Here is a 25,484-nt window from a genome sequence, read left to right on the forward strand (position 1 = left end):
CGAACGGCCCATTGCCCGGCTTCTCCGCGTTCAGCTGTTCTCGTCAATCAGTTCCACCGCGAGCGCGGCGAGCAGTTTTACCGCCTGGCCGTAGGTCCTTGCCTTTTCCGGGTTGGAGGCGTTGCCGTCCAGCGCGCGGCGGTAGACGCCCTGGCAGATCGCCGCCAGCCGGAAGAAGGAGAAGGCGAGGAAGAAGGTCCAGTTGTCGATCTTCTCGATGCCGCGCCGTCTGCAGTAGGCCTCGACATAGGCTTGCTCGGAAGGCAGGCCGGCAGCGGCGCGGTCGATGCCACCGAGGCCGCGAAAGTCCGAGGCATGCGGCAGACGCCACTGCATGCATTGATAGGCAAGGTCAGCGAAGGGATGCCCGAGCGTCGACAGCTCCCAGTCGAGCAGCGCGATGATCTTCGGCGCGCCCGGCGCGAACATCATGTTGTCCAGCCGGTAATCGCCATGGACAAGCGAGACGCGGCCTTCATCGGCAGGCATATGCGTTTCGAGCCAGGCAATCAGCCTGTCCATGTCTGTTATGGTTTCGGTTTCGGAGGCCTTGTACTGGCTGGTCCAGCGCGCGAGCTGGCGCTCGAAATAGCTGCCGGGCCGGCCGAAATCGCCAAGTCCGACGGCGTCCACATCGATATCGTGCAAGGCGGCGAGCGTCGCATTCATGGCATCGTAAATCGCGGCGCGCTCGTCATTGCCAGATGCGTCCGGCAGCGATGGATTCCAGAAGATGCGGCCGTCGAGGAACTCCATGACGTAGAACATGCGGCCGATCGGGGAGTCCTCGCCGGAAAGATGCAGCATGCGCGGCACCGGCACCGCCGTGCCGGCAAGCGCCTGCATCACCCGGAATTCCCGGTCGACCTGATGCGCGGATTTCAGCAACTGTCCCGGGGGCTTGGCGCGCAACACATAGCGGCCGCTGGCGGCGGTCAAAAGATAGGTCGGATTGGACTGCCCTGACTTGAATTTTTCAATCGCCGACAGGCCGGCAAAACTCGGGATATGCGCCTCGAGGTAGGGCGCAAGGGCCGCCTGGTCTATGGCACCGGCCTCGCCGCTCATGCGTTCTCGGGTTGGCGCTCAATCAGCGTCAAGGTCAGCCAGCGCGCCGTCAGCGCCGGCTTCTTCGAGCCTTCGATCTCGATGGTCACGTCATGTGCGGTCTGCACCCAGCCGGACGGCCTGACCTTGACGTCCGCCAGCACGAAGCGGGTGCGGATGCGCGAACCCGTCTTCACCGGCGCCAGGAAACGCAGCGTGTCGAAGCCGTGGTTGACGCCCATCTTGCTGTTTTCCAGCGGCGGCATGGTCTCGAAGGTCATTGCCGACAAAAGCGACAGCGACAGGAAGCCATGCGCGATGGTGCCGCCAAACGGCGTCTCGCGCGCGGCGCGCTCAGGATCGCAATGGATGAACTGATGGTCGTCGGTCGCATCGGCGAACTGGTCGATCATGCGCTGTGTCACCGTTCGCCAGGGCGAGACGCCGACCTCCTTGCCGACGCTTGCCAGAAGCGTATCGAGACTGATCGGTTCCACACTGATGTCCTCCGCAACCCGCCCGGATCGCGATTCCTCGAACCGGGCACCTTATTCCTTGAACAAAGTCATACCATGCTGCACCGACTGGCCGCCGTCGACAGGCAGGATGGCGCCGGTGACATAGCTTCCGGCTCGGCTGCACAAATAAAGCGTTGCGCCGGCAATGTCATCCGCCACGCCGATGCGGCCGAGCGGAACATGGTTACCGACATGTTTCGCCTGCTCCTCGGTCGCGGTAGCAAAGGCCGTCATCCGGCTCTGGAAAGGACCGGGCGCAAAGGCGTTGACGGTGATGCGGCGGGCGGCGAACTCGATCGCCAGCGTGCGCGTCAAATGATGCACCGCCGCTTTCGAGGCGGCGTAGGAATAGGCGTCGTCGGCCAACGGCTGGGTGCCCATCACCGAGCCAAGATTGATGACGCGGGCAGGATCCTCGTCGCTCGCGGCGGCATCGAGAAGCGGCAAGAGCTCCCGCGTCAGGTGGAAGACGGCGGTGACGTTGACGCCGAACACCTTGGCCCAGGCGTGGTAGGGGAAATCCTGCAGCGGCGCGCCCCAGGAAATGCCGGCATTGTTGACAAGGATGTGCAGGCGTTCCGTGCGCGCCTTGACCTCGGCGACTAAAGCGGCGATGCCAGCTTCGCTGGACACGTCGCCGGCAAAGCCCTCGGCATGGCCGGTGCCGCCAAGCGCGTTCAATTCGTTGGCGACTTTCGCGCAATCCTCGCCCTTGCGCGAGGCGATCATCACCTGCGCGCCGGCGCGTACCAGCCCGGTCGCCACCATGCGGCCGATGCCGGTCGCCGCACCCGTCACCAGCGCGGTCTTGCCGGCGACCGAGAACAGCTTGTCCAGATAGCTCATCGTGTTTCTCCGCATCCGGCCGGCCGGGACCCGCCCAAGGACTCGCGTTGACAAGGCTAGCCGAAGTACGGTCATCCTTGCCACGGGTAAAGGTTTATCTTCGGAAAGGCCGGAAGCGATGGCGGACATGAATCTCGGCATGACCGAGCGGCTGAAGCCGCTCCATCAGCGCGTGGCGGCGATGGTGCGCGACGAGATCGCGCCGCTCGGCGAAGAGTTCCTCGCCGAAGTCGGCAAGAATGGCGACCGCTGGACCTATACCGCTAGGCAGACGGAAATCCTGGAAGGCTTGAAGAAGACGGCGCGCGAGCGCGGCCTGTGGAACTTTTGGCTCACCGATTCCAAGCGCGGCTACGGCCTTTCCACCGTCGAATACGCTCATCTGGCGGAGGAGATGGGCAAGGCGCATCTCGGCGCCGAGACCTTCAACTGCTCGGCGCCTGACACCGGCAACATGGAGGTGCTGGAGCGATACGGCTCGGAAGCGCACAAGCGCGACTGGCTGGAGCCGCTGCTCGAGGGGAAAATACGCTCGGCCTATCTGATGACCGAGCCGGACGTGGCGTCCTCGGACGCCACCAACATTTCGATGCGCTGCGAGCGCCGCGGCGAGCACTATGTGCTCAACGGCGAGAAATGGTGGGCTTCCGGGGCGGGCGATCCGCGCTGCGCCATCTATATCGTCATGGTCAGGACCGGCTCGGACGAGGAGCCGCAACATCGCCGGCATTCGATGATCCTGGTGCCCTCCGACAGCAAGGGCATCGCCAAGCTGCGGCCCATGCAGGTCTATGGCGACGACGACGCGCCGCATGGGCATATGCATCTGAGATTCGAGAATGTGCACGTGCCGGCGGAGAATTTGATCCTCGGCGAGGGCAGAGGGTTCGAGATCGCGCAGGGGCGGCTGGGGCCTGGCCGCATCCATCACTGCATGCGCGCGATCGGCCAGGCCGAGATGGCGCTGGAGATGCTGTGCCAACGCTCGGTGCGGCGCGAGGCCTTCGGCCAGCCGCTGGCAAAGCTCGGCGCCAATTTCGACATCATCGCCGAATGCCGGATGGAGATCGAGATGGCGAGGCTCTTATGCCTCAAGGCTGCCTGGATGATCGACCAGGGGGACGCTCGCGCGGCCGCGCCCTGGATCAGCCAGATCAAGGTGGTGGCACCGCGCGTCGCGCTGAAGGTCACGGACGAGGCGGTCCAGATGTTCGGTGCGCAAGGCATCAGCCAGGACACGCCGCTCGCCCGCTCGTGGACGCATTTGAGGACATTGCGGCTGGCCGACGGGCCGGACGCGGTGCACCGGCGGCAGGTGGCGCGCACGGAACTGAAGAAATACACGCAGGAAAAGGTCTGACGGCCATGGCGCTTCCTTCGCAAATGCAGGGTCTGCTGCTTGTCGGCGACGGTTACACCAGGACGCCCTCGGCGGCTGCGCTGGAGGCGATGGAGCCTTACCTCCAGCCCGGCAGCATCGAGGTGCCGGCGCCCGGTCCCTCGCAGGCGCTGATCAAGGTCAGCCTCGCCTCGATCAACCCGTCCGACATCGCCTTCATCAAGGGCCAGTACGGCCAGCCGCGGGTCAAGGGCCGGCCGGCGGGCTTCGAAGGTGTCGGCATCGTCGTCGCCACGGGCGGCGATCCCTATGCAAGGAGCCTTGCAGGGAAACGCGTCGCCTTCGCCACCGGCGTGTCGAACTGGGGCGCATGGGCGGATTATGCGGTTGCCGAGGCCGCGTCCTGCATTCCGCTTCTCGACACCGTGCGCGACGAGGACGGCGCAGCGATGATCGTCAATCCGCTGACGGCCTTGGCCATGTTCGACATCGTCAGAGAGGAGGGCGAAAAATCCTTCATCATGACCGCGGGCGCCAGCCAGCTCAGCAAGCTGATCATCGGGCTGGCGAAGGAGGAAGGTTTCCGCCCGATCATCACCGTGCGTCGCGACGAGCAGATTCTGCAGCTGACGGAGGCCGGCGCCGCCCATGTGCTCAACGAGAAGGCGGCGGATTTCGAGACGGCGTTGCGCGAGGCGATGAAGGCCGAGCAGCCGCGCATCTTCCTCGACGCGGTCACCGGCCCGCTGGCTTCGACCATCTTCAATGCCATGCCGAAACGCGCGCGCTGGATCGTCTATGGAAGGCTCGACGCTGAGCCGACAGTGATCCGCGAGCCCGGCCAACTGATCTTCCAGCACAAGCGCGTCGAAGGGTTCTGGCTGGCCGAATGGATGCGCCAGTTCCGCGACAGGCTAGGTCCGGCGGTGCTGGAAGCGCAGAAGCGCTTTTCCGATGGACGCTGGTCGACCGACGTCACCGCGGTCGTGCCGCTCGACGAAGCGATGGCGAGGCTGCCGGCCGAGCTCGCCAAGCCAAACGGAAAGGTGTTCATCAGGCCGTGAGGCAATCGAGCGCCGATCGCAGCTGTTCAGACCAGACCAAAGCCTTGAACACAAAGCTGTGATCGACCCGACAGCGGCGGAAAAAAGCCGCTGTTGCGCCGTCATTGCCTCGCGCCGGTAACAGCCACGTTCGGATGTTTTATTCCATTCGATGTGATATCTCGCCGGCGGCGAAAACCAGGCGGCGATGGGAAAGCCGTCCTGGTCGGAATTCGGGGTGCGCTATGATGGTAACCAAGCCGGTTTTCGACCGTTTGGGGCTTTGGCTTTGGGTCGGGTCGTTTCTGCTTGTGCTTGGCCTGGCGCTATGGTCGCCCGATGCGCGTTCGGTGGTCCATATCTACAGGCATGGCAGTGAAGCTTTTCTGGATCGTCAACCGCTGTATCAGGTCGAAGTTGCCATGGGGTATCTATACGCTCCCGCCTTCGCCGTCCTCTATGTTCCCCTGCTGAAGCTCGGGCCGTATCTGGGCAATATCTTGTGGCACATGCTGGGCTTCAGCGTCTTGACCTTTGCCGCAATGCGTCAGGTGCGCAAGCTTGGCGGCCAGGAACAGACATGGCTGCTGTCCTTCGGTCTTTTCCTTGCCTTGCCGGTGGCGCTTGCAGCGCTTCGCAACGGCCAGGCGACGATCCTGCTCACCGGGGCATGCTGGTTTCTTACACTGTCGACACTCGAGGGGCGCCGGGCCGAAAGCTTCTTCTGGGCCATGCTTGCGATCATCGCCAAGCCGACCGCGATCATCATGCTGCTTCTGACGGGGGCGCTGCGTCCCCGGCTGATACCGGTGCTGGTGCTGGCGGTGCTGGTCGCGCTCGCGATACCCTATGGCTTTGCGTCGAGCGACTACGTCAACGCGCAATATCATGATTTCTTCCGGCTTCTGACTTCGATGACGGTGGACCCGACCGGCCCCTTCGTTCCGGCCGACTTCACGGCGCCTTTCATGCGATTTGGCATCCCGATTTCCGAGTTTGACGCGACGATCGTGCGCGTCGTCGCGGGTTTGCTCACGCTTTGGCTGGTGCTCCAGCTCGATCGCAGGCTGGACGCCAACATCAGCGGACTCGCCATCTTCCTCGCCGCGGCATTCTACATGTGCGTCTTCAATCCGCGGGTCGAGCAGAACACTTACGCCATGGTGGCGGTGCCTGCCGGTCTCTCCATCGCCTTGCTTTGGCGGGAGAAGGGAGCCGGGGCCATGTGCTGGTTCTTGGCGGCGTTCCTCTTCGTCACCGGACTGACCAGTGCCAACCTGCAACTGCACGATCTTTTCCACCCGTGGTTCCGGCCGATCAGCGTCAGCATAATTGGCTGCGTGCTCGTCGGCTGGTTCTGGACGCAAGACAGACAGAAGGCGCCTGCCGCCGGGGCCGTCGCGCATGGCTGAGATGCTCGACATCATCGCGCCGTTTTTCAACGAGGCCGAATCCGCGATCGCGTTTGTCGGGCTGCTCGACAGGCTGGAAGTGGCCGTGGCGGAGCGCTTCGGCATGACAGTCCGCAAGATACTCGTCGACGACGGCAGCCGCGACGGCAGCGCCGAGACGTTCGCGGCCACGCTCTCCGGCTCCTGGGAGATCGTGCGGCTCAGCCGTAATTTCGGCAAGGAAGCGGCGGTGCTCGCCGGGCTCGATCATTCCCGTGGCGACATGGTCCTGATCATGGACTCGGACCTCCAGCATTCCATGGATATCAGCCTGAGGATGATCGGCGAGCTGGTCGAGCATCCGCAGATCGATGTCGTCTACGCGCAGAACGACCGGCGCGAGGGGAGCTGGCGGCGCAGCCAGCTGGCGCGGCTCTTCTACAGGCTGATCAACAGCAGCCAGCGCTTCGATATTCCCGAAAATGCCGGAGATTTCCGTGTCATGCGCGGCGCGGTGGCGCGTGCCTTGACAAGCGTGCGCGACAAGCGCCGCTTCAACAAGGGTCTGTTCGCCTGGGCCGGCTTCCGCCAGAAGGCTGTGCTTTACTCGCCGGAAAACCGCGGCGGCGGCACGTCGAAATGGACAAGGTTCAACCTGATCGCGTTCTCGCTTGAAGGGTTCACCTCGTTTTCCGTGATTCCGCTGCGCGTCATCAGCCTCATCGGATTGCTCGCGGCATTCGCAGGCCTGGCCTATGGCGTGAAGGTGCTGTTCGAAGTGCTGTTCTACGGCATCGCCGTGCCTGGCTACCCCAGTATCATGGTCGCCGTCGTGCTTTTTGGAGGCCTCAACCTGGCGCTGCTCGGCCTGATCGGCGAGTATGTCTGGGTCACGCTCAGCGAAAGCAAGGACCGGCCCGTCTATATCGTGCGCGATGTGCTGCATGGCAATGCCCCCGAGCAGGTTGCCCCCGGCAAATGACCCGGCCGATCCGCCTGATCGCCGACGATTACGGGCTTGCGCCGGGGGTATCGAGCGCGATCCTCGACCTCATCGAGCGCGGCCGCCTGACCGGGACCAGTTGCATGACCGGGTTTGCCGAATGGGAAGAGGCGGCGGCGCGCATCAGGCCGTTCCGTCAACGGGCCGCCATCGGGCTGCACCTGACCCTGACCGATCAGACCGCCGCAACCGGTTCGTCCAGCCTGGCGCCAGACGGCAAATTGCCTGGGCTTGCCTCTCTTGCGCTGCCGGTCCGTCGAGGGCGCATCGACGAGCGGGACATTCATGCCGAGCTCGACGCCCAGTACGACCTCTTCACCGACGCGCTGGCTGGCCCGCCCGATCACATCGACGGGCACCAGCACGTGCATTTTCTTCCCGTGGTACGGAATTGGTTGCTCGCCCGGTTTGGGGAGAGCGCGCGCAGGCCCGCACTGCGCGGCGCGCCCGGGCTTGGCGGCCTGGACGCGGCGGCCAAGATCGCGGCGATCGCCACGCTGGCCGCGGGTTTCAACAGGTCGATGCAGCGGGCTGGCTTTAACGTGATGACGCCGCTCTGCGGCATCTATGACTGGCGGCAGCCGCAAAAATTCGGTCCGACGCTGCGCGCGGCGGTCGACACATTGCCCGAACAAGGGGTGTTCATGTGTCATCCGGGTCAAGTCGATGACATTTTACGGGCGCGAGACCCGATGCAGGGCGCGCGTGAGGTCGAGTTCACGATTCTCAGTTCTGAGGATTTCCGCGCCAGCCTCGAACGGGCCGGAGTGCGCGTCATGGACGGCAAAGCATGAGCGCCGGCCAGCCGCGGCGTTCGACCTGCAACAAGATCGTCCGCTTCGCCTTGGTCGGGCTGGTCAACACCGGCATCGATCTCACCGCATTCTTCCTGCTGCTCAAGCTCGTGGTGCCGGCTCTGGCCGCCAATGTCGGTGCCTGGTTCGTCGCGGTGCTCTTCTCCTTCGTGGCGAACCGCTTCTGGTCGTTCGAGCGGGACCCGGACATCCGGCTGCATCGGTCCTTCCTGCGCTTCGTCTCGCTCGGGGCGCTGATTTCGCTCGGCGTTTCGAGCCTGTCGATCGCTGTACTGGCGGGGGTTGTCGGCGTCTGGCCGGCCAAGATCGTCGGCGTCACCGTGGCCGCCGTCCTGAATTTCCTGGCGGCGCGCTGGTCGATCGAGGGCAGGATCGTAAAGTAGCTGCCCGGCTGGCTCCGCGTTGATATAGGCGGCTTGGGGACGGATTCAGATTTCAGGTCTGTCCGACCTGAAATCATCCGGCTCTATCGCAAGCTCTCCAGGTCGCGCATGCGCTTGGCGCCGGCGGCTTCCAATTGCCTCGTCACGGCGGCGATCAGCGTTTCGGCGACCACGAACAGAGCGGCTGACGAATCCCAGGCCGAAGGCACGGCGGTGCGTCCGGCGATCACGTGGCGGGCGAAGCGAGCGATCGGCGAAAGCCACTGGTCGGTGAAGAGAATGATCTGCACGCCGCGCTGATGAGCCTTTTCGGCGAAGCGGACGAGACTTTCCTGGTAGCGGCGGATGTCGAAGATCACCAGAACGTCGCGCTTGCCCATGTCGATCAACCGGTCGCGCCAGATGCTCTCCTGGCCGGCGAGGTGATAGACATCCGGCTGGATGATGGCCAGGTGAGCGGCCATGTAGCGCGCCAGCGGATCGGTGAAACGGCCGCCGATGAGGAAGGTCTTGCCGCGCCGCTCGGCAAGTCTCGTGGCAATGTCCGCCAGCTGTCTGTCGGTGAGGTGCCGGAAGGTCTCGCGCATGTTGTCGAGCGTTGCCTCGAGCATCGGCGAGACGGCGCCGCCGACCGAGCTTGGATTGAGCGTTCGCGAAGCGGGCGACTGCAATTGCGCCGCCAACTCATCCTGCAGCGCCGACTGGAATTCAGGGTAGTTCTGGAAGCCGAGCCTGGCGACGAAGCGCAGGATCGTCGGCGAGGACACACCGGCCGCGGCCGAGAATTCGGCGACCGTCTTCAGCCCGGTCAAGGGATAGTTGGCAATCAGCGTCTGGGCGGCGCGGCGCTCGCCGGCCGGCATCGTACCGATACGGTCCGAGATCAGTTCGGCAATGCTGGAAATCATGGTTTTCCCCCGCCTGTTCGCCCGTCGCCGCCGTTTTCCCCGAATTCGCGTTTGACAAAGCCGGTCAAACTGTATGAAATCATTCATAGGGACGCAATGAGACAAAATACGTAACATTCGATACAGCGCCCCCAGGGGACCGCAGTATGGAGAGAGCACGGCCCGCCAGCCTTGCACCGTCTGAAACCGTGAGGGTGACGAACCCCGGCGGCTCAAGCCCCTTTGTCTTCACCTGCGATCACGCTTCCAACGTCCTCCCCGCCGAGTTCGGGACGCTCGGCCTGCCGGCTGCGGAGCTTTCGCGCCATATCGCCTGGGACCCGGGCGCGCTTCCCGTCGCCCGCCGCATGGCCGAAGCGCTCGATGCGACTTTGATCGAGACCCGCGTGTCGCGGCTCGTCGTCGATTGCAACCGGCCGCTCGACGCGCCGGACCTCGTGCCGCCGATTAGCGAGACGACGGCCATCCCTGGGAACACAGATCTATCCGACAAGCAGCGCGCCGCTCGCGTCGACCTTGCCTGGCGCCCGTTCCACGACACGATCGCCCAGATCATTGACGAGCGGCTGGCGCGCAGCCAAGAGACGCGGCTGGTGTCGGTGCACTCCTTCACGCCGGTCTACAAGGGCAAGAGCCGGCCATGGCATATAGGCATCATCCATGACGAGGATCGCCGGTTGGCGGCGCCGCTGATATCGGCGCTGCAGCGGCTCTCCGGCGTCACCGTCGGCGTGAACGAACCCTATTCGCCGGCCGACCGCGTCTATTTCACGCTGGAACGGCACGCGCGTTCGCGCGGCCTTGCCTGCGCGATGATCGAAATCCGCAACGACGAAATCTCCGGCGAGACCGGGCAGCGGAAATGGGCGGATCTGCTCATCGGCATATTCTCGAATCTGGAGCCTGACGAGGCCAGGGGCTCCCGACAACGCGCAATGGGAAAGTCAGTACAATCGGCCAGCTAAGAACCAGATAGGGGACTTCCAAAATGAGACCTGAAGAAATCGACAAGTCTGAGGACGTAAAAGTCCTTCACAGCATGGGATATGCCCAGGAATTGGCTCGCCGCATGAGCGGCTTCTCCAACTTTGCCATTTCCTTCTCGATCATTTGCATCCTGGCGGGTGGCATCACCTCGTTCCCGCTGGCCATGGCCACCGGCAGCGGTTTCGAGGCGACTATCGGCTGGGTTATAGGCGGTCTGTTCGCCCTTGTGGTCGCGGCTTCGCTCGGCCAGATCGGTTCGGCCTATCCGACCGCGGGCGGCCTTTACCACTGGTCCTCAATCCTTGGCGGACGTGGCTGGGGTTGGGCGACGGCCTGGATCAACCTGCTTGGGCTGATCTTCGTTGTCGCTTCGGTCAATGTCGGCGTCTATGCGCTCTTCAAGGACCTCGTTTGGGCCGGCGTGTTCGGCCACGATGTGTCGGCTTGGGGTTATCAGGAGCAGGTGATCGGGGTCGTGATCATCACGGTGACGCAGGCGCTATTCAACCATTTCGGCATCAAGTTGACCACAGCGCTGACCGACTTTTCGGGCTATCTCATCCTGGTCGTTGCGGTGGTGTTGACCGCGATGTTCCTGATCTGGGGCGCGAGCTGGGATTTCTCGCGACTGACCACTTTCGTCAACAACACGGGCGATGCGGGTGGCGGCTATGTGCCGACGGCACGGACGGCGCTGGTCGCCTTCCTGATCGGTCTTCTCTACCCACTATACACCATCACCGGTTTTGACGCCTCCGCCCATACCTCGGAGGAGACCCACAACGCGCGGGTGGCAGTGCCGCGCGGCATGATCCATTCGGTCCTCTGGTCATTGGTCTTCGGCTTCGTCATGGCCGTCTCTTTCGTGCTGGCAAGCCCGGATCTGGCGGCGACTGCCAAGGACGGCGCGAACGCCTGGTTCAATCTCTTCAATAATCTGCCGGCGCCGTTTTGGTTGAAGAGCATCATCGCCATCGCGATCGTGGTAGCAAACTACATTTGCGCGCTGGCTGGACTGACCTCCACCTCGCGCATGATATTCGCCTTCGCGCGTGATGGCGGGCTGCCCGGCTCCTCCATGTGGAAAACCGTCAGCCCGACATGGCGCACGCCGGTGGCGGCGATCTGGCTTGGAGCCGTCCTCTCGGTCGCAGCGACGCTTTACTCGCCGGCTTTCGCGGCTTTGGCGGCCGGCTGTGCCCTGTTCCTCTATGTGTCCTATGCGATGCCGGTGGCGGCTGGCCTTCTTGCTGAAGGCAAGAGCTGGACCGAATTCGGCCCGTTCCGTCTGGGCGTGTGGTCCAAGCCGTTCGCCATCATCACCATCCTCGGCGTTCTGGTTTTGATGTACGCGGGTATCCAGCCGCCCTTCGATATCTTGATCAACTATGCCATCGGTTTGATCATCCTTCTTGCGGTGCTGTGGTTCGGCATAGAATCCAAGCGGTTCAAGGGCCCGCCGATCGGGGCCGACATTGCTCGCCGTCAGGCGGAAATTGCGGCTGCCGAAGTGGCGGTTGGCGAGACCGGCCACTGATACTTCGCTTCATGGCCATGGCCGGCGCAACGCCGGCCATGGTTTTGTTTCTCCCTTTTCAATCGACAAGCGCTGGAGTGCCAAAGGAATGGCCGGGAATTTCTCGTTCGATCAGTTGAAGAAAGCGGTCTCTAACGGCGAGATCGACACGGTGCTGGCCTGCATCGTCGATATGCAGGGCCGGCTCTCGGGAAAACGCTTCTTGGCTCAGTATTTCGTCGATTCCGCGCATGGCGAGACGCATGGCTGCAACTATCTCTTGGCCTGCGACATCGATATGGAGCCGGTGCCGGGCTACAAGGCGGCGAGCTGGTCAAAGGGCTATGGCGACTTCGTCATGAAGCCGGACCTGTCGACGCTGCGGCGCATTCCCTGGCTGGAGAAGACGGCGCTGGTCATCTGCGACGTGCTCGACCATCACGACCATGAGGATTTGGCACACTCACCCCGCGCGATCCTGAAGAAGCAGGTCAAGCGCCTGCAGGAGCGCGGCTATATCGGCTATTTCGCCTCCGAGCTCGAATTCTACCTGTTCAGCGAAACCTACGATTCCGCGCGCAAGAAGCACTGGCAGGGGCTCGACAGCGCCTCGCCCTATATCGGCGACTACCAGATCGGCATCACCAGCAAGGAAGAGGGCGTCATGCGCCGCCTTCGCAACGAGATGGAAGCCGCCGGCATTCCGATCGAGAATTCCAAGGGCGAGTGGGGACCCGGCCAGGAAGAGATCAACGTGCGCTATGCCGAAGCGCTCGAGATGGCCGACCGCCACGTCATCCTGAAGAACGGCGCCAAGGAGATCGCCGATTCCGAGGGCAAGGCCATCTCCTTCATGGCCAAGTACAATTATGGGTTGGCCGGCAATTCCAGCCACATCCACAATTCGCTGTGGAGCGCGGACGGCAAGACGCCGCTGTTCTTCGATAAGACGGCCGACTGGACGCTGTCGAGCCTCGGCCAGCAGTGGGCGGCCGGCCAGCTCAAATACGCGAAGGAATTCACCTGGTTCCTGGCGCCCTACATAAATTCCTATAAGCGCTTCCAGGCCGGCACCTTCGCGCCGACCAAGATCATGTGGAGCGAGGACAACCGCACCGCCGGCTTCCGGCTGTGCGGCGAGGGCACCAAGGGCATCCGCATGGAATGCCGCATAGGCGGCGCCGATCTCAATCCGTATCTCGCCTTCGCGGCGCTGATCGCGTCCGGCCTTGCCGGCATCGACGAGAAGCTGGAGCTGCAGAAGCCGTTCGTCGGCGACGCCTATCAAGCCTCGCGCCTGCCCGAGATTCCGAAGACTTTGCGCGACGCCACCGAGACACTTTCGAAGTCGAAGATGCTGAAGCAGGCCTTCGGCGACGACGTGATCGAGCATTATGTGCACACCGCCCGCTGGGAGCAGTTCGAATATGATCGCCGCATCACGGATTGGGAGCTGCACAGGGGCTTTGAGAGGTACTAGGGGGCTGGGTTAGCGTCGGCGCCGCCTTCACCCTTACCCTTCCCCCGTGAAGAACGGGAGAGGGGGTCGCCCGCGCAGGAGCTTCTCCCTTCTCCCCGGCAGGCGGATGAGGGGCGGCGCCAAGCCAAGTGATTTTCGATTGTTGTAAAACTGCGAGGAAGAAATGACCGAAACGGTCAAACTCAAATCCCCCATCGATGGATCGATCTATGCCGAGCGGCCGGTCGCGAGCGACCAGGCGATCAACGCGGCGGTTGAGCGCGCCAGGGCGGCGCAAGAAAAATGGGCCGAGACGCCGGTCGTCGAGCGCGGCAAATACATGTTGGCGATGCTGGAAGCCCTGGTTGCGATGACCGGCGAGATAGTGCCCGAGATCGCCTGGCAGATGGGCCGGCCGGTGCGCTATGGCGGCGAGTTCGGCGGCGTCAAGGAACGCACCAACTATATGGTCGAGATCGCCGAAGCCGCGCTGAAGCCGGTGCTGGCCTCCAACCCGAAGGACGGCTTCCGCCGCTATGTGAAGAAGGTGCCGCTCGGGGTCGTGCTGGTGATCGCGCCTTGGAACTATCCGTATCTCACCGCGGTCAACACGATCGTGCCGGCGTTGATGGCGGGCAGTGCCGTTATCCTAAAGCATGCCGCGCAGACGTTGCTGGTCGGCGAGCGCTTCCAGCAGGCTTTCGACAAGGCCGGCCTGCCAAAGGGGCTGTTCCAGAACCTGGTCATGAACCACGCCCAGACCGAGAAGCTGCTCGGCTCCGGCAAGATCGACCATGTCAATTTCACCGGCTCGGTCGGCGGCGGCCGCGCCATCGAGAAGGCCGCGGCCGGCACCTTCATGACGCTCGGCCTCGAGCTCGGCGGCAAGGACCCCGCCTATGTGTTGCCCGACGCCAAGATGGATCATGCGGTCGCCAATCTGGTCGACGGCGCTTTCTTCAATTCCGGCCAGTGCTGCTGCGGCATCGAGCGCGTCTATGTGCACGAAAAGGTCTATGACGAGTTCGTCGAGGGTTTTGTCGCAGCGACCAGGAATTATGTCGTCGGCAATCCGCTGGAGCAGGCGACGACCATGGGACCGATGGCGCAGGCGCGTTTCGCCGATCTGATCCGCGAGCAAAAGGCCGAGGCGCTGCGCAAGGGCGCCAAGGCGCACATCGGCATGAAGGTCGAGAACGACAGGCCAGGCTCGCCCTATCTGGCGCCGGAAGTGCTGACCGGGGTGGACCACCAGATGAGCGTCATGCGCGAGGAAAGTTTTGGGCCGATCGTCGGCATCATGAAGGTGCGCAATGACGAGGAGGCGATCGCGCTGATGAACGACAGCCCCTACGGACTGACGGCGTCGATCTGGACGCGCGACACGGAGCGCGCGGTGGCCATCGGCGACCGCGTCGAGACCGGCACGGTGTTCATGAACCGCTGCGACTATCTCGACCCGGCGCTGGTCTGGACCGGCGTCAAGGACACCGGCAAGGGCGCCGCGCTCTCGGCCATAGGCTATGACAATCTGACCCGGCCGAAATCCTATCACCTGCGCGAAGCAATCTGACTTTTTGAAAGACAAGACATGTCCAAGCTGATCTCCAAATGGAACTACCCCACCACCGTCCGTTTCGGCGCCGGGCGCATCAAGGAACTGCCGGACGTGCTGGCTGCCGCGGGCATCAAGCGCCCGCTCTTCGTCACCGACCCGGGCCTGGCGAAGCTGCCGGTCGTCGCATCGACGCTTAAGATCCTTGACGAGGCCAAGGTCCCCTACGGCGTGTTTTCGGAGGTGAAGCCGAACCCGGTCGAGTCCAACCTCACCGCCGGCATCGCCGTGTTCAAGAAGGGCAAGCATGACGGCGTCATCGCCTTCGGCGGCGGCTCGGCGCTCGATCTCGGCAAGCTGATCGCCTTCCAGGCCGGGCAAACGCGCCCAGTATGGGATTTCGAGGATGTCGGCGACTGGTGGACCAGGGCCAACTCGGATGCGATCGCGCCGATCATCGCGGTGCCGACCACGGCGGGAACCGGCTCCGAGGTCGGCCGCGCCGGCGTCATCACCAATGAGGAGACCCACACCAAGAAGGTCATCTTCCATCCGAAGCTTTTGCCGGCGATCGTCATTGCCGATCCGGAGCTGTCGGTCGGCATGCCGGCCTTCATCACTGCCGGCACCGGCATGGACGCGCTTGCGCATTGCCTGGAGGCCTATTGCGCGCCGGGCTACCACCCGATGGCCGACGGCATCGCGGTGGAAGGCATCCGTCTGGTTTTCGAGAACCTGCCCAAGGCCTTTGCCAACGGCAAGGATCTGGTCGCCCGCGCCCATATGATGAGCGCCGCCGCCATGGGCGCCGCCGCCTTCCAGAAGGGGCTGGGCGCCATCCATTCGCTGTCGCATCCGATCGGCGCGCTCTACGACACCCATCATGGCATGACCAATGCGGTGTTCATGCCTTATGTGCTGGCCTTCAACCGCGAGGCGATCGACGAGCGTATCGCCAGGCTCGCCGCCTATTGCGGCATCAAGGGCGGCTTCGACGGCTTCGCCAAGGCGATCGTCAAGCTGCGCAAGGAGCTCAAGGTGCCGCATGCGTTGCCCGGCCTGATCAAGGGCCTCGATATGGACAAGAAGCGCAGGACGTTGATCGCCGACATGGCGGTAGTCGACCCGACTGCCGGCGGCAACCCGGTCAAGCTCACCAAGAAGGCGGCGCTGACGCTGCTCGAAAATGCGATCGCCGGCTCCGTCTGAGAGCCGGCTTTCAATGCCGAAGAGTCGACTGAAGAGGCGTTCCAAAGGGGAAGGGAGAGGGCAAAGGGCAAGGTGAATAACCATTAGCCGGAAAATTAAGCGCGGGCTAATTGCTACAGTCCGTTAAAAAGAGTTAACTTTTTTCGCCGCGGGGATCGGGTTTCAAAAAGCCTTCATCCGGCTGTCACACGAAAACGATACCCGCATCGCAGGCGCTTAAACGCGCCAGTTCAACGGAGAGAACACATGTTCAAGTTCACGGGGAAAGTGCTTTCCCTCTCGGCCGCGGCGCTCTTTGCGTCGACGGTGATTTCGTCCGCGGATTCGCTGGACGATCTCGTCAAGGCCGCGAAGGCTGAAGGCCAGCTCACCACCATCGCGCTTCCGCATGACTGGTGTGGCTACGGGGCAGTGATCGACGGTTTCAAGGCTAAGTATCCGGGGATCACCATCAACGAGCTCAATCCCGACGCCGGCTCGGGCGACGAGGTCGAGGCGATCAAGGCCAACAAGGACAACAAGGGCCCGCAGGCGCCTGACGTCATCGATGTCGGCCTGTCCTTCGGCCCGACCGCCAAGAAAGACGGCCTACTGATGCCCTACAAGGTGTCGACCTGGGACTCGATCCCGGACAGCGCCAAGGATGCCGATGGTGCCTGGTATGGCGATTATTACGGCGTGCTCGCCTTCGAGGTGAACAAGGATCTGGTCAAGGAATCGCCGACCGACTGGGCTGACCTGCAGAAGCCGGAATTCGCCAACTCGGTCGCGCTTGCCGGCGATCCGCGTGCTTCGAACCAAGCCATTCAGGCCGTTTATGCTGCAGGCCTTTCCGGTGGCGCCGCTGCTGGTGAAGCCGCGGGCACCGCCGGCCTCGAATACTTCAAGAAGCTCAATGCGGCCGGCAATTTCGTGCCGGTCATTGGCAAGACGGCGACGCTCGCCCAGGGCCAGACGCCGATCCTCGTCACTTGGGACTACAACGCGCTTTCGGGCCGCGACACGCTGAAGGGCAACCCGCCCGTCGACGTCATCGTGCCGAAGACCGGCGTCGTCGCCGGCGTCTATGTGCAGGCGATCAGCGCCTTTGCGCCGCATCCGAACGCCGCCAAGCTGTGGATGGAGTATCTCTATTCCGACGAAGGCCAGATCGGCTGGCTGAAGGGCTACTGCCATCCGATCCGCTTCAACGATCTCGCCAAGAACGGCAAGATTCCGGCGGACGTGCTGGCCAAGCTGCCGCCGGCGGAGTCGTACGCTTCCGCCGTGTTCCCGACGCTCGACGAGCAGGGGAAGGCCAAAGAAACCATCACCAAGAATTGGGACGCCACTGTCGGCGCCAATGTGAAGTAACAGGGTGATATCGACCGGGCGGCCCTAGCCGCCCGGCCTCGATTCAGAACGGTAACCGGCGCATGACCGATCTCTCGCTCTCCAACAAGGCTATTGCGGGAAAGACCGCGCCGCCGGCAGAGGCTCGGAGCCTGAGGCTGCCGACGCAGTGGCTTGGCGTCACGCCTTTCTTCATCTTCGCCGTGATGTTCCTGATCCTGCCCACGCTCTATCTGATGCTGGGCGCTTTCCAGAATGAGGCAGGCGAATTCACCTTCGCAAACATCGTCGCGCTCTTTTCAGCCAACATCGTTGCCGCTTATTGGATCTCGATAAAGGTCAGCCTGGCGTCATCACTCATCGGCGCCTTAGCCGGCCTTGCCATCGCCATCGCCATCGTGCGCGGTGGGCTGCCCGACTGGATACGTTCAGCGACACTGACCTTCTCGGGCGTCGCATCCAATTTCGCCGGCGTGCCGCTCGCGTTTGCTTTCATCGCGACGCTTGGGCGGGTCGGTCTCGTCACTGTCTTGCTCAACACGCTGGTCGGCCTGAACCTCTACGCGCATGGCTTCAACCTGCTATCGTTCTGGGGTCTGACGATCACCTATGTCTATTTCCAGATTCCGCTGATGGTGGTCATCATCGTGCCCGCGATCGACGGGCTGAAACGGGAATGGGGCGAGGCCGCCGCCACGCTCGGCGCCACCCAGGCGCAATATTGGCGCATGGTGGTCATTCCGGTGCTTTGGCCGAGCTTCCTGGGCACCGTCATCCTGCTCTTCGCCAATGCGTTCGGAGCAATCGCAACCGCCTATGCGCTGACCGGCTCGTCGCTTAACATTGTTCCGATCCTGCTCTATGCGCAGATCCGCGGCGACGTGCTGCACAATGCCCATCTCGGCTATGCGATCGCCTTCGGCATGATCTTCATCACCGGGCTTGCCAACATCTTCTACATCTGGTTTCGGACCCGCTCGGAGAGGTGGCTCAAATGAAGGCTGGCAAATTCTGGGCCTGGGCCGTCTTCATCCTCGGCGCGGCCTATTTCTTCATACCGCTGATCGCGACAGTCGAGTTCTCGCTGCGCATGCGGCGCGGTGTCTATTCCTTCGATGCCTACAAGGTCGTGCTGGGCGACAGCCAGTTTCAGGCTACCTTCATATTTTCCGTGGTCGTCGCCATCTTCACGATTCTCCTGGGTGTGCTGATCGTGGTGCCAACCGCCTATTGGATCCGCCTGCGCCTGCCCCAATTGCGCCCGGTGGTCGAGTTTATCACCTTGTTGCCGTTGGTTATCCCAGCCATCGTTATCGTTTTCGGCTATATCAGAATGTATGGCTCGAATTCGCCGCTGCCGTTTCTCGGGTCGAATTTGGGGGCGAACGCGCTGCTGGTCATCGGCTACGCGGCACTCGCGCTGCCCTATATGTATCGGGCCGTGGACACCGGTCTTCGCACCATCGACGTTCGCACGCTGACGGAGGCTGCGCAGATTCTGGGGGCAGGCTGGGGTACGATCATCACTCGGGTTATTCTGCCCAATGTGCTGATCGCGGTGCTGTCGGGCGCGTTCCTCACCTTCGCCATCGTCATTGGCGAATTCACCATGGCCAGTCTGCTCAATCGCCCTGCCTTCGGTCCGTATCTGCAGAACCTTGTGGCTAATCGCGCCTACGAACCGGCCGCGCTGTCCATCATCGCCTTCGTGATAACCTGGGGCTGCATGTCCCTAATCCAGATTCTGTCGCGTTTCGCGCCAAGATCGGCGAACCGCCCCAACTGAGCGAAGAGCATCGAAAGAAAAAAGCCATGGCCGAGCCGTTCCTCTCCATCCAGCATGTGCGAAAATCCTTCGGCGCCACAACAGTGGTCGAGGACTTCAATCTCGATGTCGCGCCGGGCGAATTCGTCTCCTTCCTGGGGCCGTCCGGCTGCGGCAAAACCACGGTGTTGCGTATGGTCGCCGGCTTCGAGGAGCCCTCGGCCGGCAAGATCGTCGTCGGCGGCAAGGACATAACCAGGCTGAAGCCCAACCAGCGCAATGTCGGCATGGTGTTCCAGGCCTACGCGCTGTTTCCGAACCTGACGGTGGCGCAGAACATCGCCTTCGGGCTGAAGGTAGGTGGCATGCCGAAGGCCGATGCCGACAGGCGCGTCGCCGAGATGCTCGACATCATCAAGCTGCCGCAGATGGCCGATCGCTATCCCTACCAGCTTTCCGGCGGCCAGCAGCAGCGCATCGCGCTCGCGCGGGCGATTGCGCCGAAGCCGAAGCTGCTCTTGCTCGACGAGCCGCTGTCGGCGCTCGACGCCAAGGTGCGCGTATCGCTGCGCGAGGAAATCCGCTCGATCCAGAAGAAGCTCGGCATCACCACCATCTTCGTCACGCATGATCAGGAAGAGGCGCTGTCGATCTCCGACCGCATCGCGGTGATGTATGGCGGCAGGGCCGAGCAGGTGGGCACGCCGTTCGAGATCTACAACCGGCCGGCGACCAAGTTCGTCGCCAATTTCGTCGGCACGCTCAACGTGCTGGAGGGCAAGGTCACCGACGCCGCTTCCGGCAAGGTGCAAGTCAACTCGCAGGAAGTCTCGCTGAAAGGCAAGCTCAACGGTTCGAAGTCAGGCGACACGCTGTCGCTGGCGCTGCGGCCTGAAGCCATCTCGCTGGGGCGCCAGCCCGGCCACGACACCAGCCTGTCGGGCGAAATCGCCGAAGTGCATTTCCTTGGCTCAGTCATCCGCGTGCGCGTCGGCATCGGCGGCAACACGGTATCGCTCGATACCTTCAACAACTCGGCGACACCGCCCCCTGCCGTAGGCGACAAGGCGGACATCTCCTTCTCATCGGGCGACATGTTGGTTCTGCATTGACGGCTCTGGCCCGTCCTGATGCCGATAAGACATGCCAGACGGTTCTCGGTGATATACGGCCGTCATCGGCATGTCCTGCGAGCACCCCTATGAGGCGGCGCGGGTTTGCCGGATAAATCAACAGTATCCTGTCTCAGGGTACTGACAAGCTTCGCGCTTCGCCGCTACGATGAGCCATGGCGCTGTTCGAACTCACCCTTGTCCTGCTGCTCATCGCCGTCGCGCTGACGGCGGTATCGCGATGGCTGGAGGTACCTTACCCGTCGCTGCTGGCGCTTGCCGGCGTTGGGCTTGCCTTCGTGCCGGGCGCGCCGATGATCGAGATCGATCCGGAACTGGCGCTGGCGCTGTTCATCGCGCCGGTGCTGCTCGATGCCGCCTATGACACTTCACTGCGCGACCTGAAGCGCTACCGGCTGTCGCTTGCCCTGCTGGCGCTTGGAGCGGTCGTCTTCACCGCGGTGGTCGTTGCCTTTGTCGGCTGGAAGATGGCCGGCCTGCCGATCGCGGCGGCGATCGCGCTCGGCGCCATCGTCGCGCCGCCGGACGCAGTCGCCGCAAGCGCGGTGCTCAATCAGTTCAAGGTGCCGCACCGTCTGACTGCGATCCTGCAGGGCGAGAGCCTGCTCAACGATGCCACGGCGCTGCTGATCTACCGGATATCGGTTTCAGCCGCCATCGGCACACTCATGCTCAAAGACGCAGTGCCCGTCATCCTGCTTGCAACGGTCGGCAGCGTTATCGCCGGCTATCTGTTCGGCCGAGTGTCGCGGCTCACGCTGACACGCATCGAGGACGCGGCAAGCAGCACCGTGGTGCAGTTCGCCGGAACCTTCGCCGTCTGGATCATTGCCGACAAGCTCGGCCTCTCCGCCATCATCACCATCGTCGTCTATGCCATCACCATCGCGCGCACCACGCCGCGCCGCATGTCGGCCAGACGCCGCGTCAGCGCCTATTCGGTCTGGGAATCGGCGGTGTTCGTGCTCAACGTGCTGGCGTTCGTGCTGATGGGCCTGCAGGCACGGTCGATCATTGGCCGGCTGGCCGGCGATGGGCAAGGCGAGGCATTCGTCTTCGCCGCGACGGTTCTTACCGTCGTCATCGTGGCGCGCCTCGTCTGGGTGGCGGGGTATGTCGCGATCATCCGATGGTTTGCCCGCAACGACAGCGAGGAAGAAAAGCAGGATGCGCCGACATTTGCCGGTGCCGCGCTTGTCGGCTGGTGCGGCATGCGCGGGCTGGTGACGCTGGTCGCCGCCATTGCCTTGCCGGCCGGCTTTCCCGGGCGTGACCCGATCGTGCTTGCCGCTTTCGCGGTCGTGCTCGGTACGCTGGTGATGCAAGGCATGAGCCTGAAGGTTCTGCTGCGCTGGCTCAATTTCCCGCGCGATACGACGATCGATCGCGAGGTGGCCGAAGCGCGCGTCGCCATCATGCAGGCCGCGCTCGATGTGCTGAGCCGCAAGACCTCGTCGGCTGCCGCCGTCGTGCGCGAGCAGTACGAAGCGCAGCGGCGGATCGCCGAAAATCCCGACGATGCGCAGGCCGCGACGGAATACGACCGGTTGCGCCTCTACGCCATCAAGCGGCAGCGCGACACGCTGGAGGAACTGCGCAGCAACGGCACGATCGGCGACGAGGCCTATCACCGGCTGGAGGAGGAGATCGACTGGTCGGAACTTGCGGCGTCGCCCGCCGGAAGCTTCCAGCCGCTGACGACTTATTAGAGCGCCGGTTCGCCGATTTCCACTGGACTATTCCGCTTGCCCCGCCGGTCCATTGCAACGCAAGGGGCGGGGCGCTACTGCGATCACCAAGTGAGCCGGTTAATCAATGAAGCTGATCAGCTACAATATCCAGTATGGCTACGGCAGCGACGGGCGCTACGATCTCGGCCGCTGCGCCAGGCTGGTGGACGGCGCCGACATCGTCGCGCTGCAGGAAGTCGAGCGGCATTGGCAACGCAGCAACGAGGACGACCAGCCCGAGATCCTGTCCAGCTTGCTGCCCGGCTATTACTGGGCCTACGGCCCGGCCTTCGACATGGATGCCAGCGAGAAGCGTGATGGCCGCGTCGTCAACCGCCGGCGGCAATTCGGCACGATGGTGCTGTCCAAGCTGCCCATCGTCTGGTCGCGCCTGCACACTTTGCCGCAGCGGCGGACGCTGAGGCCGCTCAACACCCGCAACGCGGCGCTGGAATGCATGATCCGCACGCCGGCGGGGCCAGTGCGTTTTTTCTCGCTGCATCTCGCTCACATCGCGGCCGAGGAGCGGCTGGAGCAGATCGACTATCTGCTTGCCGAGCATCGCCGCGCGCCGTCCGACGGCGGCCCCTGGAGCGGCGTCGACGACGAGCCGCAGCGCAACTGGTCGAACGGCCAGCCGGAACCGGAAAACCCGTTGGCGGCGATCTGGCTGGGCGACTTCAACATGGAGCCGGGCACCGCCGAATACCGGCGCATCGTCGGCGATACGCCCTACCATCGCGGCGCTGCCTATATCGACGGATTCGTCGATGCCGCGGCCGTCGCCGGCGAGCCGGGGCCGGACTTCCATACGCACGAAAAGATCATCGACGGCAGGCTGGCGAAACGACGGCTCGATCATTGCTTCGTCGGCGGCATGCTGGCCGGGCGGGTGCGTTCTGTGAGCGCCGATATCGGCGAGGTGGCTTCCGACCATTTCCCGCTGAGGGTCGATATCGATCTTGAAATGCCAGGCATCGCCTCCGGCCCGGCGGTCAGGTGAGGCAGGCATGACGCTGTTCGTCGTCCTGGCGGTGCTTTCGGCGGCGGCCATGCATGCGATCTGGAACGCGCTGGTCAAGGTGCATCTCGACCGCTTCCTGTCGATCACACTGATGACGCTCGGCATGGGCTTTGCGGCGCTGATCGCGCTTCCCTTCGTCGAGGTGCCAAAGGCCGAAGTTTGGCCCTACATCTTCGCCTCGTTGATCTTCCACATGGGCTACCGCACTTTCTTGATCGGCGCCTACAAGGCCGGCGATTTCGCTCAGACCTATCCGCTGGCGCGCGGCACCGCACCATTGCTCTCGGCGCTCGGCGGCATCGTCCTGATCGGCGAGGTCCCGGCGCCGTTCGCCATCCTCGGCATCGTGCTTCTGTCGGCGGGCACGCTGGTCATGTCGTTCCGGGGCGGGGCGCATCTGGAGAAGCTCAATCTGCGCGCGGTCGGCTTTGCGCTCGGCACCTCGATCTTCATCGCCAGCTACACACTCTCCGACGGCAGCGGCGCGCGGCTGGCGGCAACCGCGCAAAGCTATGCGGCCTGGCTGTTCGTCTGCGACGCGACGTGGGCGCTTTTGCTGTGCATCTTCTTTCGCGGGCTGCGGTCGCTGCCTGTGCTGGCGCGCGACTGGAAGGCCGGGCTGTTCACCGGCGTGCTCAGCGGCGCGGCCTATTGGATCGTGATGTGGGCAATGACCAAGGCGCCGATCGCCTCGGTCGCGTCGCTGCGCGAGACCTCGATCCTGTTCGCCATGCTGATCTCGGTGCTGGCGCTGGGCGAGAAGATGACCGTCTGGCGCGCGGCCGCGGCGCTCGGCATCGTTGCCGGCGTCGCGGCGCTCAGAATGGGTTGAAGACAGACCCTCAGCCGAGGACGGTCATTACCTGGCCGCGCTTTTCCGGACTGAAGCGGATGACGACGATGATGCAGACGGCGACCACGCCGGCAAACAGGGCCAGCGCATAGCCGTAGCTGCCTCCCGGCGCTTCGGCGATACCGGCCTGATAGGGACCGCCATAAGAAGCAGCGAGATTGCCGGCCTGGTAGATGAAGCCGGGCAGCGTCGCCCGCACCGAGCCTGGCGACAATTCGTTGAGATGCACCGGGATGACGCCCCAGGCGCCCTGCACCGCGACCTGCATGATGAATGCGCCGATTGCCAGCATGAAGGGCGTGGTCGTGTAAGCCCAGAGCGGGATTGCCGGCAGGGCGATCACGCAAGCGAGCGTGATGGCGTTGATGCGGCCGATTCTTTCCGATAGCGCGCCGAAGGCCAGGCCGCCGACGATGGCGCCGATATTGGCGACGATGGTGATCCAGCTCACCGTGTGCGTGTCGAAGCCGTGCTGCTTCTTCAGGAAGGTCGGATAGAGGTCCTGCGTGCCATGGCTAAAGAAGTCGAAGAACATCATCAGCACCACGGCGTAGAGCGCGATCCGCCAGTGCTTCCGCAGCGTTTCCAAAAGGCCGGGCCGCGTCTGGGCGCGGCCTTCGACGAAGGCCGGCGATTCCGGCACATGCGAGCGGATGAAGAGCACGATCAGCGCCGGCAGGAAGCTCAGGAGGAACATGGCGCGCCAACCGAAGGTGAAGTCGCCGATCTTCTGTCCGTAGAGCAGCCCGTAGACCACCGCTGCCAGCAGATAGCCGGCCGGATAGCCGCATTGCAGAATGCCCGAGACCGTGCCGCGCGCTCTCGGCGGAATGGATTCCATGGCAAGCGAGCTGCCCAGACCCCATTCGCCGCCCATGGCGATGCCGAACAGGGCACGCAGCGCCAGGAATATGCCGAGATTGGGCGAGAAGGCGGCCAAGGCGCCGATCACCGAATAGCTGACGATATTGAGCATCAGAATGGGCTTGCGGCCGTATCTGTCGGCAAGCACGCCGAAGAAGAACGCGCCGATGAAACGCGTCGCCAGTGTCAGGAACAGTGCTTTGGAGACCGCCGGCACGTCGGTCTGGAATTCAGCGGCAATATCGGTGAGCAGGAATGTCAGAAGGAAGAAATCAAAAGCGTCGAGCGTCCAGCCGAGGAACGATGCGGTTACGGTTTTCTTCTGCTCGGGGGTGAGGTTCAAGGCAGTGCTCCTTTTGCTTCCCCCGAAAGCACGATATGTTCCAGGGCGGGCAAAAGAGAACGGGACGGCCGCCGGATTTGAGCCGGCGAGCGGTCACATTTGCGTCACCTCCAGATCGATGACCATCAGCCCGTCGGTGCCGCCTTCGAGCGCGGCGACCAGGCGCGCGCCGGCGCGCTGATGCGCCTCGTGAACGAGGTAGGCGTCGCGGGCGGCGGCATCGCGGAAGTCGATGGTGAAGCCGTGGTCGAAGCCGCGCCCGAACGGCTCCGGGCTGACATTGGCGCTGAACTGCACCTTGTCCATGCCTTCGATAATGGCGCGCAAGGCTTCGAGATCGGCGTGAATCGCCGCACGCTCGGTCTCAGGGACGTCGTCGCGAAAGCGGACAAAGACGCAATGCCGGATCATCGTTGATGCC

General features: G+C 63.4%; 24 protein-coding genes. 18 read left to right on the forward strand and 6 right to left on the reverse strand.

The genetic code is table 11. The features are described from left to right. Nucleotides 1-30 precede the first annotated feature (30 nt). The 3 genes from LB552_RS07990 to LB552_RS08000 are packed head-to-tail and all read right to left on the reverse strand — an operon-like array spanning nucleotide 31 to nucleotide 2,411. Entirely contained in the window at nucleotides 31-1,068 is a 1,038-nt protein-coding gene (locus tag LB552_RS07990; RefSeq protein ID WP_224603514.1) for a phosphotransferase family protein, read from the reverse strand. Next, nucleotides 1,065-1,544, reverse strand: coding sequence for a MaoC family dehydratase (locus LB552_RS07995; protein WP_095766281.1), 480 nt, complete (start codon nucleotides 1,542-1,544; stop codon nucleotides 1,065-1,067). Before LB552_RS07995 ends, LB552_RS07990 begins: the two co-directional genes overlap by 4 nt. A 51-nt stretch (nucleotides 1,545-1,595) precedes the next feature. Continuing rightward, nucleotides 1,596-2,411 carry an SDR family oxidoreductase gene (locus LB552_RS08000; RefSeq protein WP_224603517.1) on the reverse strand — a complete coding sequence of 272 codons (816 nt, stop codon included), beginning with the start codon at nucleotides 2,409-2,411 and terminating at the stop codon, nucleotides 1,596-1,598. Nucleotides 2,412-2,529: 118 nt separating this feature from the next. On the opposite strand from LB552_RS08000, the gene LB552_RS08005 reads away from it, so the two are divergent. The 6 genes from LB552_RS08005 (at nucleotide 2,530) to LB552_RS08030 (ending at nucleotide 8,385) form a co-directional block, all read left to right on the forward strand. Further along, a complete protein-coding gene (locus LB552_RS08005; protein WP_224603520.1) occupies nucleotides 2,530-3,771 on the forward strand; it encodes an acyl-CoA dehydrogenase family protein in 1,242 nt (413 codons plus the stop codon). Between the two features lie 5 nt (nucleotides 3,772-3,776). Beyond that, on the forward strand, nucleotides 3,777-4,814 hold the full coding sequence (locus LB552_RS08010; protein ID WP_224603523.1) for a zinc-binding dehydrogenase: 1,038 nt from the start codon (nucleotides 3,777-3,779) through the stop codon (nucleotides 4,812-4,814). Between the two features lie 224 nt (nucleotides 4,815-5,038). Continuing rightward, the gene (locus LB552_RS08015; RefSeq protein ID WP_224603526.1) at nucleotides 5,039-6,205 is read left to right on the forward strand and encodes a glycosyltransferase 87 family protein; all 1,167 of its coding nucleotides are present in this window, start codon (nucleotides 5,039-5,041) and stop codon (nucleotides 6,203-6,205) included. Continuing rightward, nucleotides 6,198-7,166 carry a glycosyltransferase family 2 protein gene (locus LB552_RS08020; protein WP_224603541.1) on the forward strand — a complete coding sequence of 323 codons (969 nt, stop codon included), beginning with the start codon at nucleotides 6,198-6,200 and terminating at the stop codon, nucleotides 7,164-7,166. The genes LB552_RS08015 and LB552_RS08020 overlap by 8 nt, the downstream gene beginning before the upstream one ends. Continuing rightward, nucleotides 7,163-7,981, forward strand: a complete 819-nt coding sequence (locus LB552_RS08025) for a ChbG/HpnK family deacetylase (RefSeq protein WP_224603543.1) — start codon at nucleotides 7,163-7,165, stop codon at nucleotides 7,979-7,981. Before LB552_RS08020 ends, LB552_RS08025 begins: the two co-directional genes overlap by 4 nt. Continuing rightward, nucleotides 7,978-8,385 (forward strand): GtrA family protein, encoded by a 408-nt coding sequence (locus LB552_RS08030; protein WP_224603546.1) that lies wholly within the window; start codon nucleotides 7,978-7,980, stop codon nucleotides 8,383-8,385. The genes LB552_RS08025 and LB552_RS08030 overlap by 4 nt, the downstream gene beginning before the upstream one ends. Before the next feature lie 83 nt (nucleotides 8,386-8,468). Here the strand turns inward: LB552_RS08030 and LB552_RS08035 are convergent, their stop codons facing one another. Continuing rightward, entirely contained in the window at nucleotides 8,469-9,293 is an 825-nt protein-coding gene (locus LB552_RS08035) for a MurR/RpiR family transcriptional regulator (protein ID WP_224603549.1), read from the reverse strand. A gap of 146 nt (nucleotides 9,294-9,439) precedes the next feature. Here LB552_RS08035 and LB552_RS08040 point away from each other — a divergent pair, with 146 nt between their 5' ends. The 12 genes from LB552_RS08040 (at nucleotide 9,440) to LB552_RS08095 (ending at nucleotide 23,835) form a co-directional block, all read left to right on the forward strand. Beyond that, nucleotides 9,440-10,258: an N-formylglutamate amidohydrolase gene (locus tag LB552_RS08040; protein ID WP_224603551.1), complete on the forward strand. Its 819-nt coding sequence runs from the start codon at nucleotides 9,440-9,442 to the stop codon at nucleotides 10,256-10,258. Between the two features lie 23 nt (nucleotides 10,259-10,281). Then, nucleotides 10,282-11,817: an amino acid permease gene (locus tag LB552_RS08045; protein WP_095766291.1), complete on the forward strand. Its 1,536-nt coding sequence runs from the start codon at nucleotides 10,282-10,284 to the stop codon at nucleotides 11,815-11,817. 88 nt (nucleotides 11,818-11,905) lie between these two features. Beyond that, nucleotides 11,906-13,276 (forward strand): glutamine synthetase family protein, encoded by a 1,371-nt coding sequence (locus tag LB552_RS08050; RefSeq protein WP_140842215.1) that lies wholly within the window; start codon nucleotides 11,906-11,908, stop codon nucleotides 13,274-13,276. 163 nt (nucleotides 13,277-13,439) lie between these two features. Then, the gene (locus tag LB552_RS08055; protein WP_224603561.1) at nucleotides 13,440-14,828 is read left to right on the forward strand and encodes an aldehyde dehydrogenase family protein; all 1,389 of its coding nucleotides are present in this window, start codon (nucleotides 13,440-13,442) and stop codon (nucleotides 14,826-14,828) included. Between the two features lie 18 nt (nucleotides 14,829-14,846). Beyond that, complete coding sequence (locus LB552_RS08060; protein ID WP_224603577.1) at nucleotides 14,847-16,019, forward strand: iron-containing alcohol dehydrogenase; 1,173 nt, start codon at nucleotides 14,847-14,849, stop codon at nucleotides 16,017-16,019. A gap of 246 nt (nucleotides 16,020-16,265) precedes the next feature. Next, the gene (locus tag LB552_RS08065) at nucleotides 16,266-17,372 is read left to right on the forward strand and encodes an ABC transporter substrate-binding protein (RefSeq protein WP_140842205.1); all 1,107 of its coding nucleotides are present in this window, start codon (nucleotides 16,266-16,268) and stop codon (nucleotides 17,370-17,372) included. Between the two features lie 62 nt (nucleotides 17,373-17,434). Then, the gene (locus LB552_RS08070; protein WP_140842203.1) at nucleotides 17,435-18,349 is read left to right on the forward strand and encodes an ABC transporter permease; all 915 of its coding nucleotides are present in this window, start codon (nucleotides 17,435-17,437) and stop codon (nucleotides 18,347-18,349) included. Next, a complete protein-coding gene (locus LB552_RS08075; protein WP_224603595.1) occupies nucleotides 18,346-19,137 on the forward strand; it encodes an ABC transporter permease in 792 nt (263 codons plus the stop codon). Before LB552_RS08070 ends, LB552_RS08075 begins: the two co-directional genes overlap by 4 nt. 26 nt (nucleotides 19,138-19,163) lie before the next feature. After that, on the forward strand, nucleotides 19,164-20,228 hold the full coding sequence (locus LB552_RS08080) for an ABC transporter ATP-binding protein (protein ID WP_224603598.1): 1,065 nt from the start codon (nucleotides 19,164-19,166) through the stop codon (nucleotides 20,226-20,228). A 176-nt stretch (nucleotides 20,229-20,404) separates the two neighbouring features. Further along, the gene (locus LB552_RS08085) at nucleotides 20,405-21,958 is read left to right on the forward strand and encodes a cation:proton antiporter (RefSeq protein WP_224603601.1); all 1,554 of its coding nucleotides are present in this window, start codon (nucleotides 20,405-20,407) and stop codon (nucleotides 21,956-21,958) included. Between the two features lie 106 nt (nucleotides 21,959-22,064). Further along, on the forward strand, nucleotides 22,065-22,982 hold the full coding sequence (locus LB552_RS08090) for an endonuclease/exonuclease/phosphatase family protein (protein ID WP_224603605.1): 918 nt from the start codon (nucleotides 22,065-22,067) through the stop codon (nucleotides 22,980-22,982). A gap of 7 nt (nucleotides 22,983-22,989) precedes the next feature. Beyond that, nucleotides 22,990-23,835: an EamA family transporter gene (locus LB552_RS08095; protein ID WP_224603608.1), complete on the forward strand. Its 846-nt coding sequence runs from the start codon at nucleotides 22,990-22,992 to the stop codon at nucleotides 23,833-23,835. 10 nt (nucleotides 23,836-23,845) lie between these two features. Here the strand turns inward: LB552_RS08095 and LB552_RS08100 are convergent, their stop codons facing one another. Further along, nucleotides 23,846-25,063, reverse strand: coding sequence for an MFS transporter (locus LB552_RS08100; protein WP_224603612.1), 1,218 nt, complete (start codon nucleotides 25,061-25,063; stop codon nucleotides 23,846-23,848). A 93-nt stretch (nucleotides 25,064-25,156) separates the two neighbouring features. Further along, nucleotides 25,157-25,474, reverse strand: coding sequence for a Dabb family protein (locus LB552_RS08105; RefSeq protein ID WP_224603619.1), 318 nt, complete (start codon nucleotides 25,472-25,474; stop codon nucleotides 25,157-25,159). Nucleotides 25,475-25,484: the final 10 nt, after the last annotated feature.

The sequence above is a fragment of the Mesorhizobium sp. CA7 genome, from assembly GCF_020165015.1.
Taxonomy (GTDB): domain Bacteria; phylum Pseudomonadota; class Alphaproteobacteria; order Rhizobiales; family Rhizobiaceae; genus Mesorhizobium.

Coding starts and splice junctions, on each gene's coding strand:
- LB552_RS08010 (WP_224603523.1), top strand. CDS start 3,777: ATGGCGCTTCCTTCGCAAATGCAGGGTCTGCTGCTTGTCGGCGACGGT.
- LB552_RS08090 (WP_224603605.1), top strand. CDS start 22,065: ATGAAGCTGATCAGCTACAATATCCAGTATGGCTACGGCAGCGACGGG.
- LB552_RS08105 (WP_224603619.1), bottom strand. CDS start 25,474: ATGATCCGGCATTGCGTCTTTGTCCGCTTTCGCGACGACGTCCCTGAG.
- LB552_RS08050 (WP_140842215.1), top strand. CDS start 11,906: ATGGCCGGGAATTTCTCGTTCGATCAGTTGAAGAAAGCGGTCTCTAAC.
- LB552_RS08015 (WP_224603526.1), top strand. CDS start 5,039: ATGATGGTAACCAAGCCGGTTTTCGACCGTTTGGGGCTTTGGCTTTGG.
- LB552_RS08035 (WP_224603549.1), bottom strand. CDS start 9,293: ATGATTTCCAGCATTGCCGAACTGATCTCGGACCGTATCGGTACGATG.
- LB552_RS08095 (WP_224603608.1), top strand. CDS start 22,990: ATGACGCTGTTCGTCGTCCTGGCGGTGCTTTCGGCGGCGGCCATGCAT.
- LB552_RS08055 (WP_224603561.1), top strand. CDS start 13,440: ATGACCGAAACGGTCAAACTCAAATCCCCCATCGATGGATCGATCTAT.
- LB552_RS08085 (WP_224603601.1), top strand. CDS start 20,405: ATGGCGCTGTTCGAACTCACCCTTGTCCTGCTGCTCATCGCCGTCGCG.
- LB552_RS08070 (WP_140842203.1), top strand. CDS start 17,435: ATGACCGATCTCTCGCTCTCCAACAAGGCTATTGCGGGAAAGACCGCG.
- LB552_RS08060 (WP_224603577.1), top strand. CDS start 14,847: ATGTCCAAGCTGATCTCCAAATGGAACTACCCCACCACCGTCCGTTTC.
- LB552_RS08005 (WP_224603520.1), top strand. CDS start 2,530: ATGGCGGACATGAATCTCGGCATGACCGAGCGGCTGAAGCCGCTCCAT.
- LB552_RS08040 (WP_224603551.1), top strand. CDS start 9,440: ATGGAGAGAGCACGGCCCGCCAGCCTTGCACCGTCTGAAACCGTGAGG.
- LB552_RS08045 (WP_095766291.1), top strand. CDS start 10,282: ATGAGACCTGAAGAAATCGACAAGTCTGAGGACGTAAAAGTCCTTCAC.
- LB552_RS08020 (WP_224603541.1), top strand. CDS start 6,198: ATGGCTGAGATGCTCGACATCATCGCGCCGTTTTTCAACGAGGCCGAA.
- LB552_RS07990 (WP_224603514.1), bottom strand. CDS start 1,068: ATGAGCGGCGAGGCCGGTGCCATAGACCAGGCGGCCCTTGCGCCCTAC.
- LB552_RS08080 (WP_224603598.1), top strand. CDS start 19,164: ATGGCCGAGCCGTTCCTCTCCATCCAGCATGTGCGAAAATCCTTCGGC.
- LB552_RS08000 (WP_224603517.1), bottom strand. CDS start 2,411: ATGAGCTATCTGGACAAGCTGTTCTCGGTCGCCGGCAAGACCGCGCTG.
- LB552_RS08030 (WP_224603546.1), top strand. CDS start 7,978: ATGAGCGCCGGCCAGCCGCGGCGTTCGACCTGCAACAAGATCGTCCGC.
- LB552_RS08075 (WP_224603595.1), top strand. CDS start 18,346: ATGAAGGCTGGCAAATTCTGGGCCTGGGCCGTCTTCATCCTCGGCGCG.
- LB552_RS08065 (WP_140842205.1), top strand. CDS start 16,266: ATGTTCAAGTTCACGGGGAAAGTGCTTTCCCTCTCGGCCGCGGCGCTC.
- LB552_RS08025 (WP_224603543.1), top strand. CDS start 7,163: ATGACCCGGCCGATCCGCCTGATCGCCGACGATTACGGGCTTGCGCCG.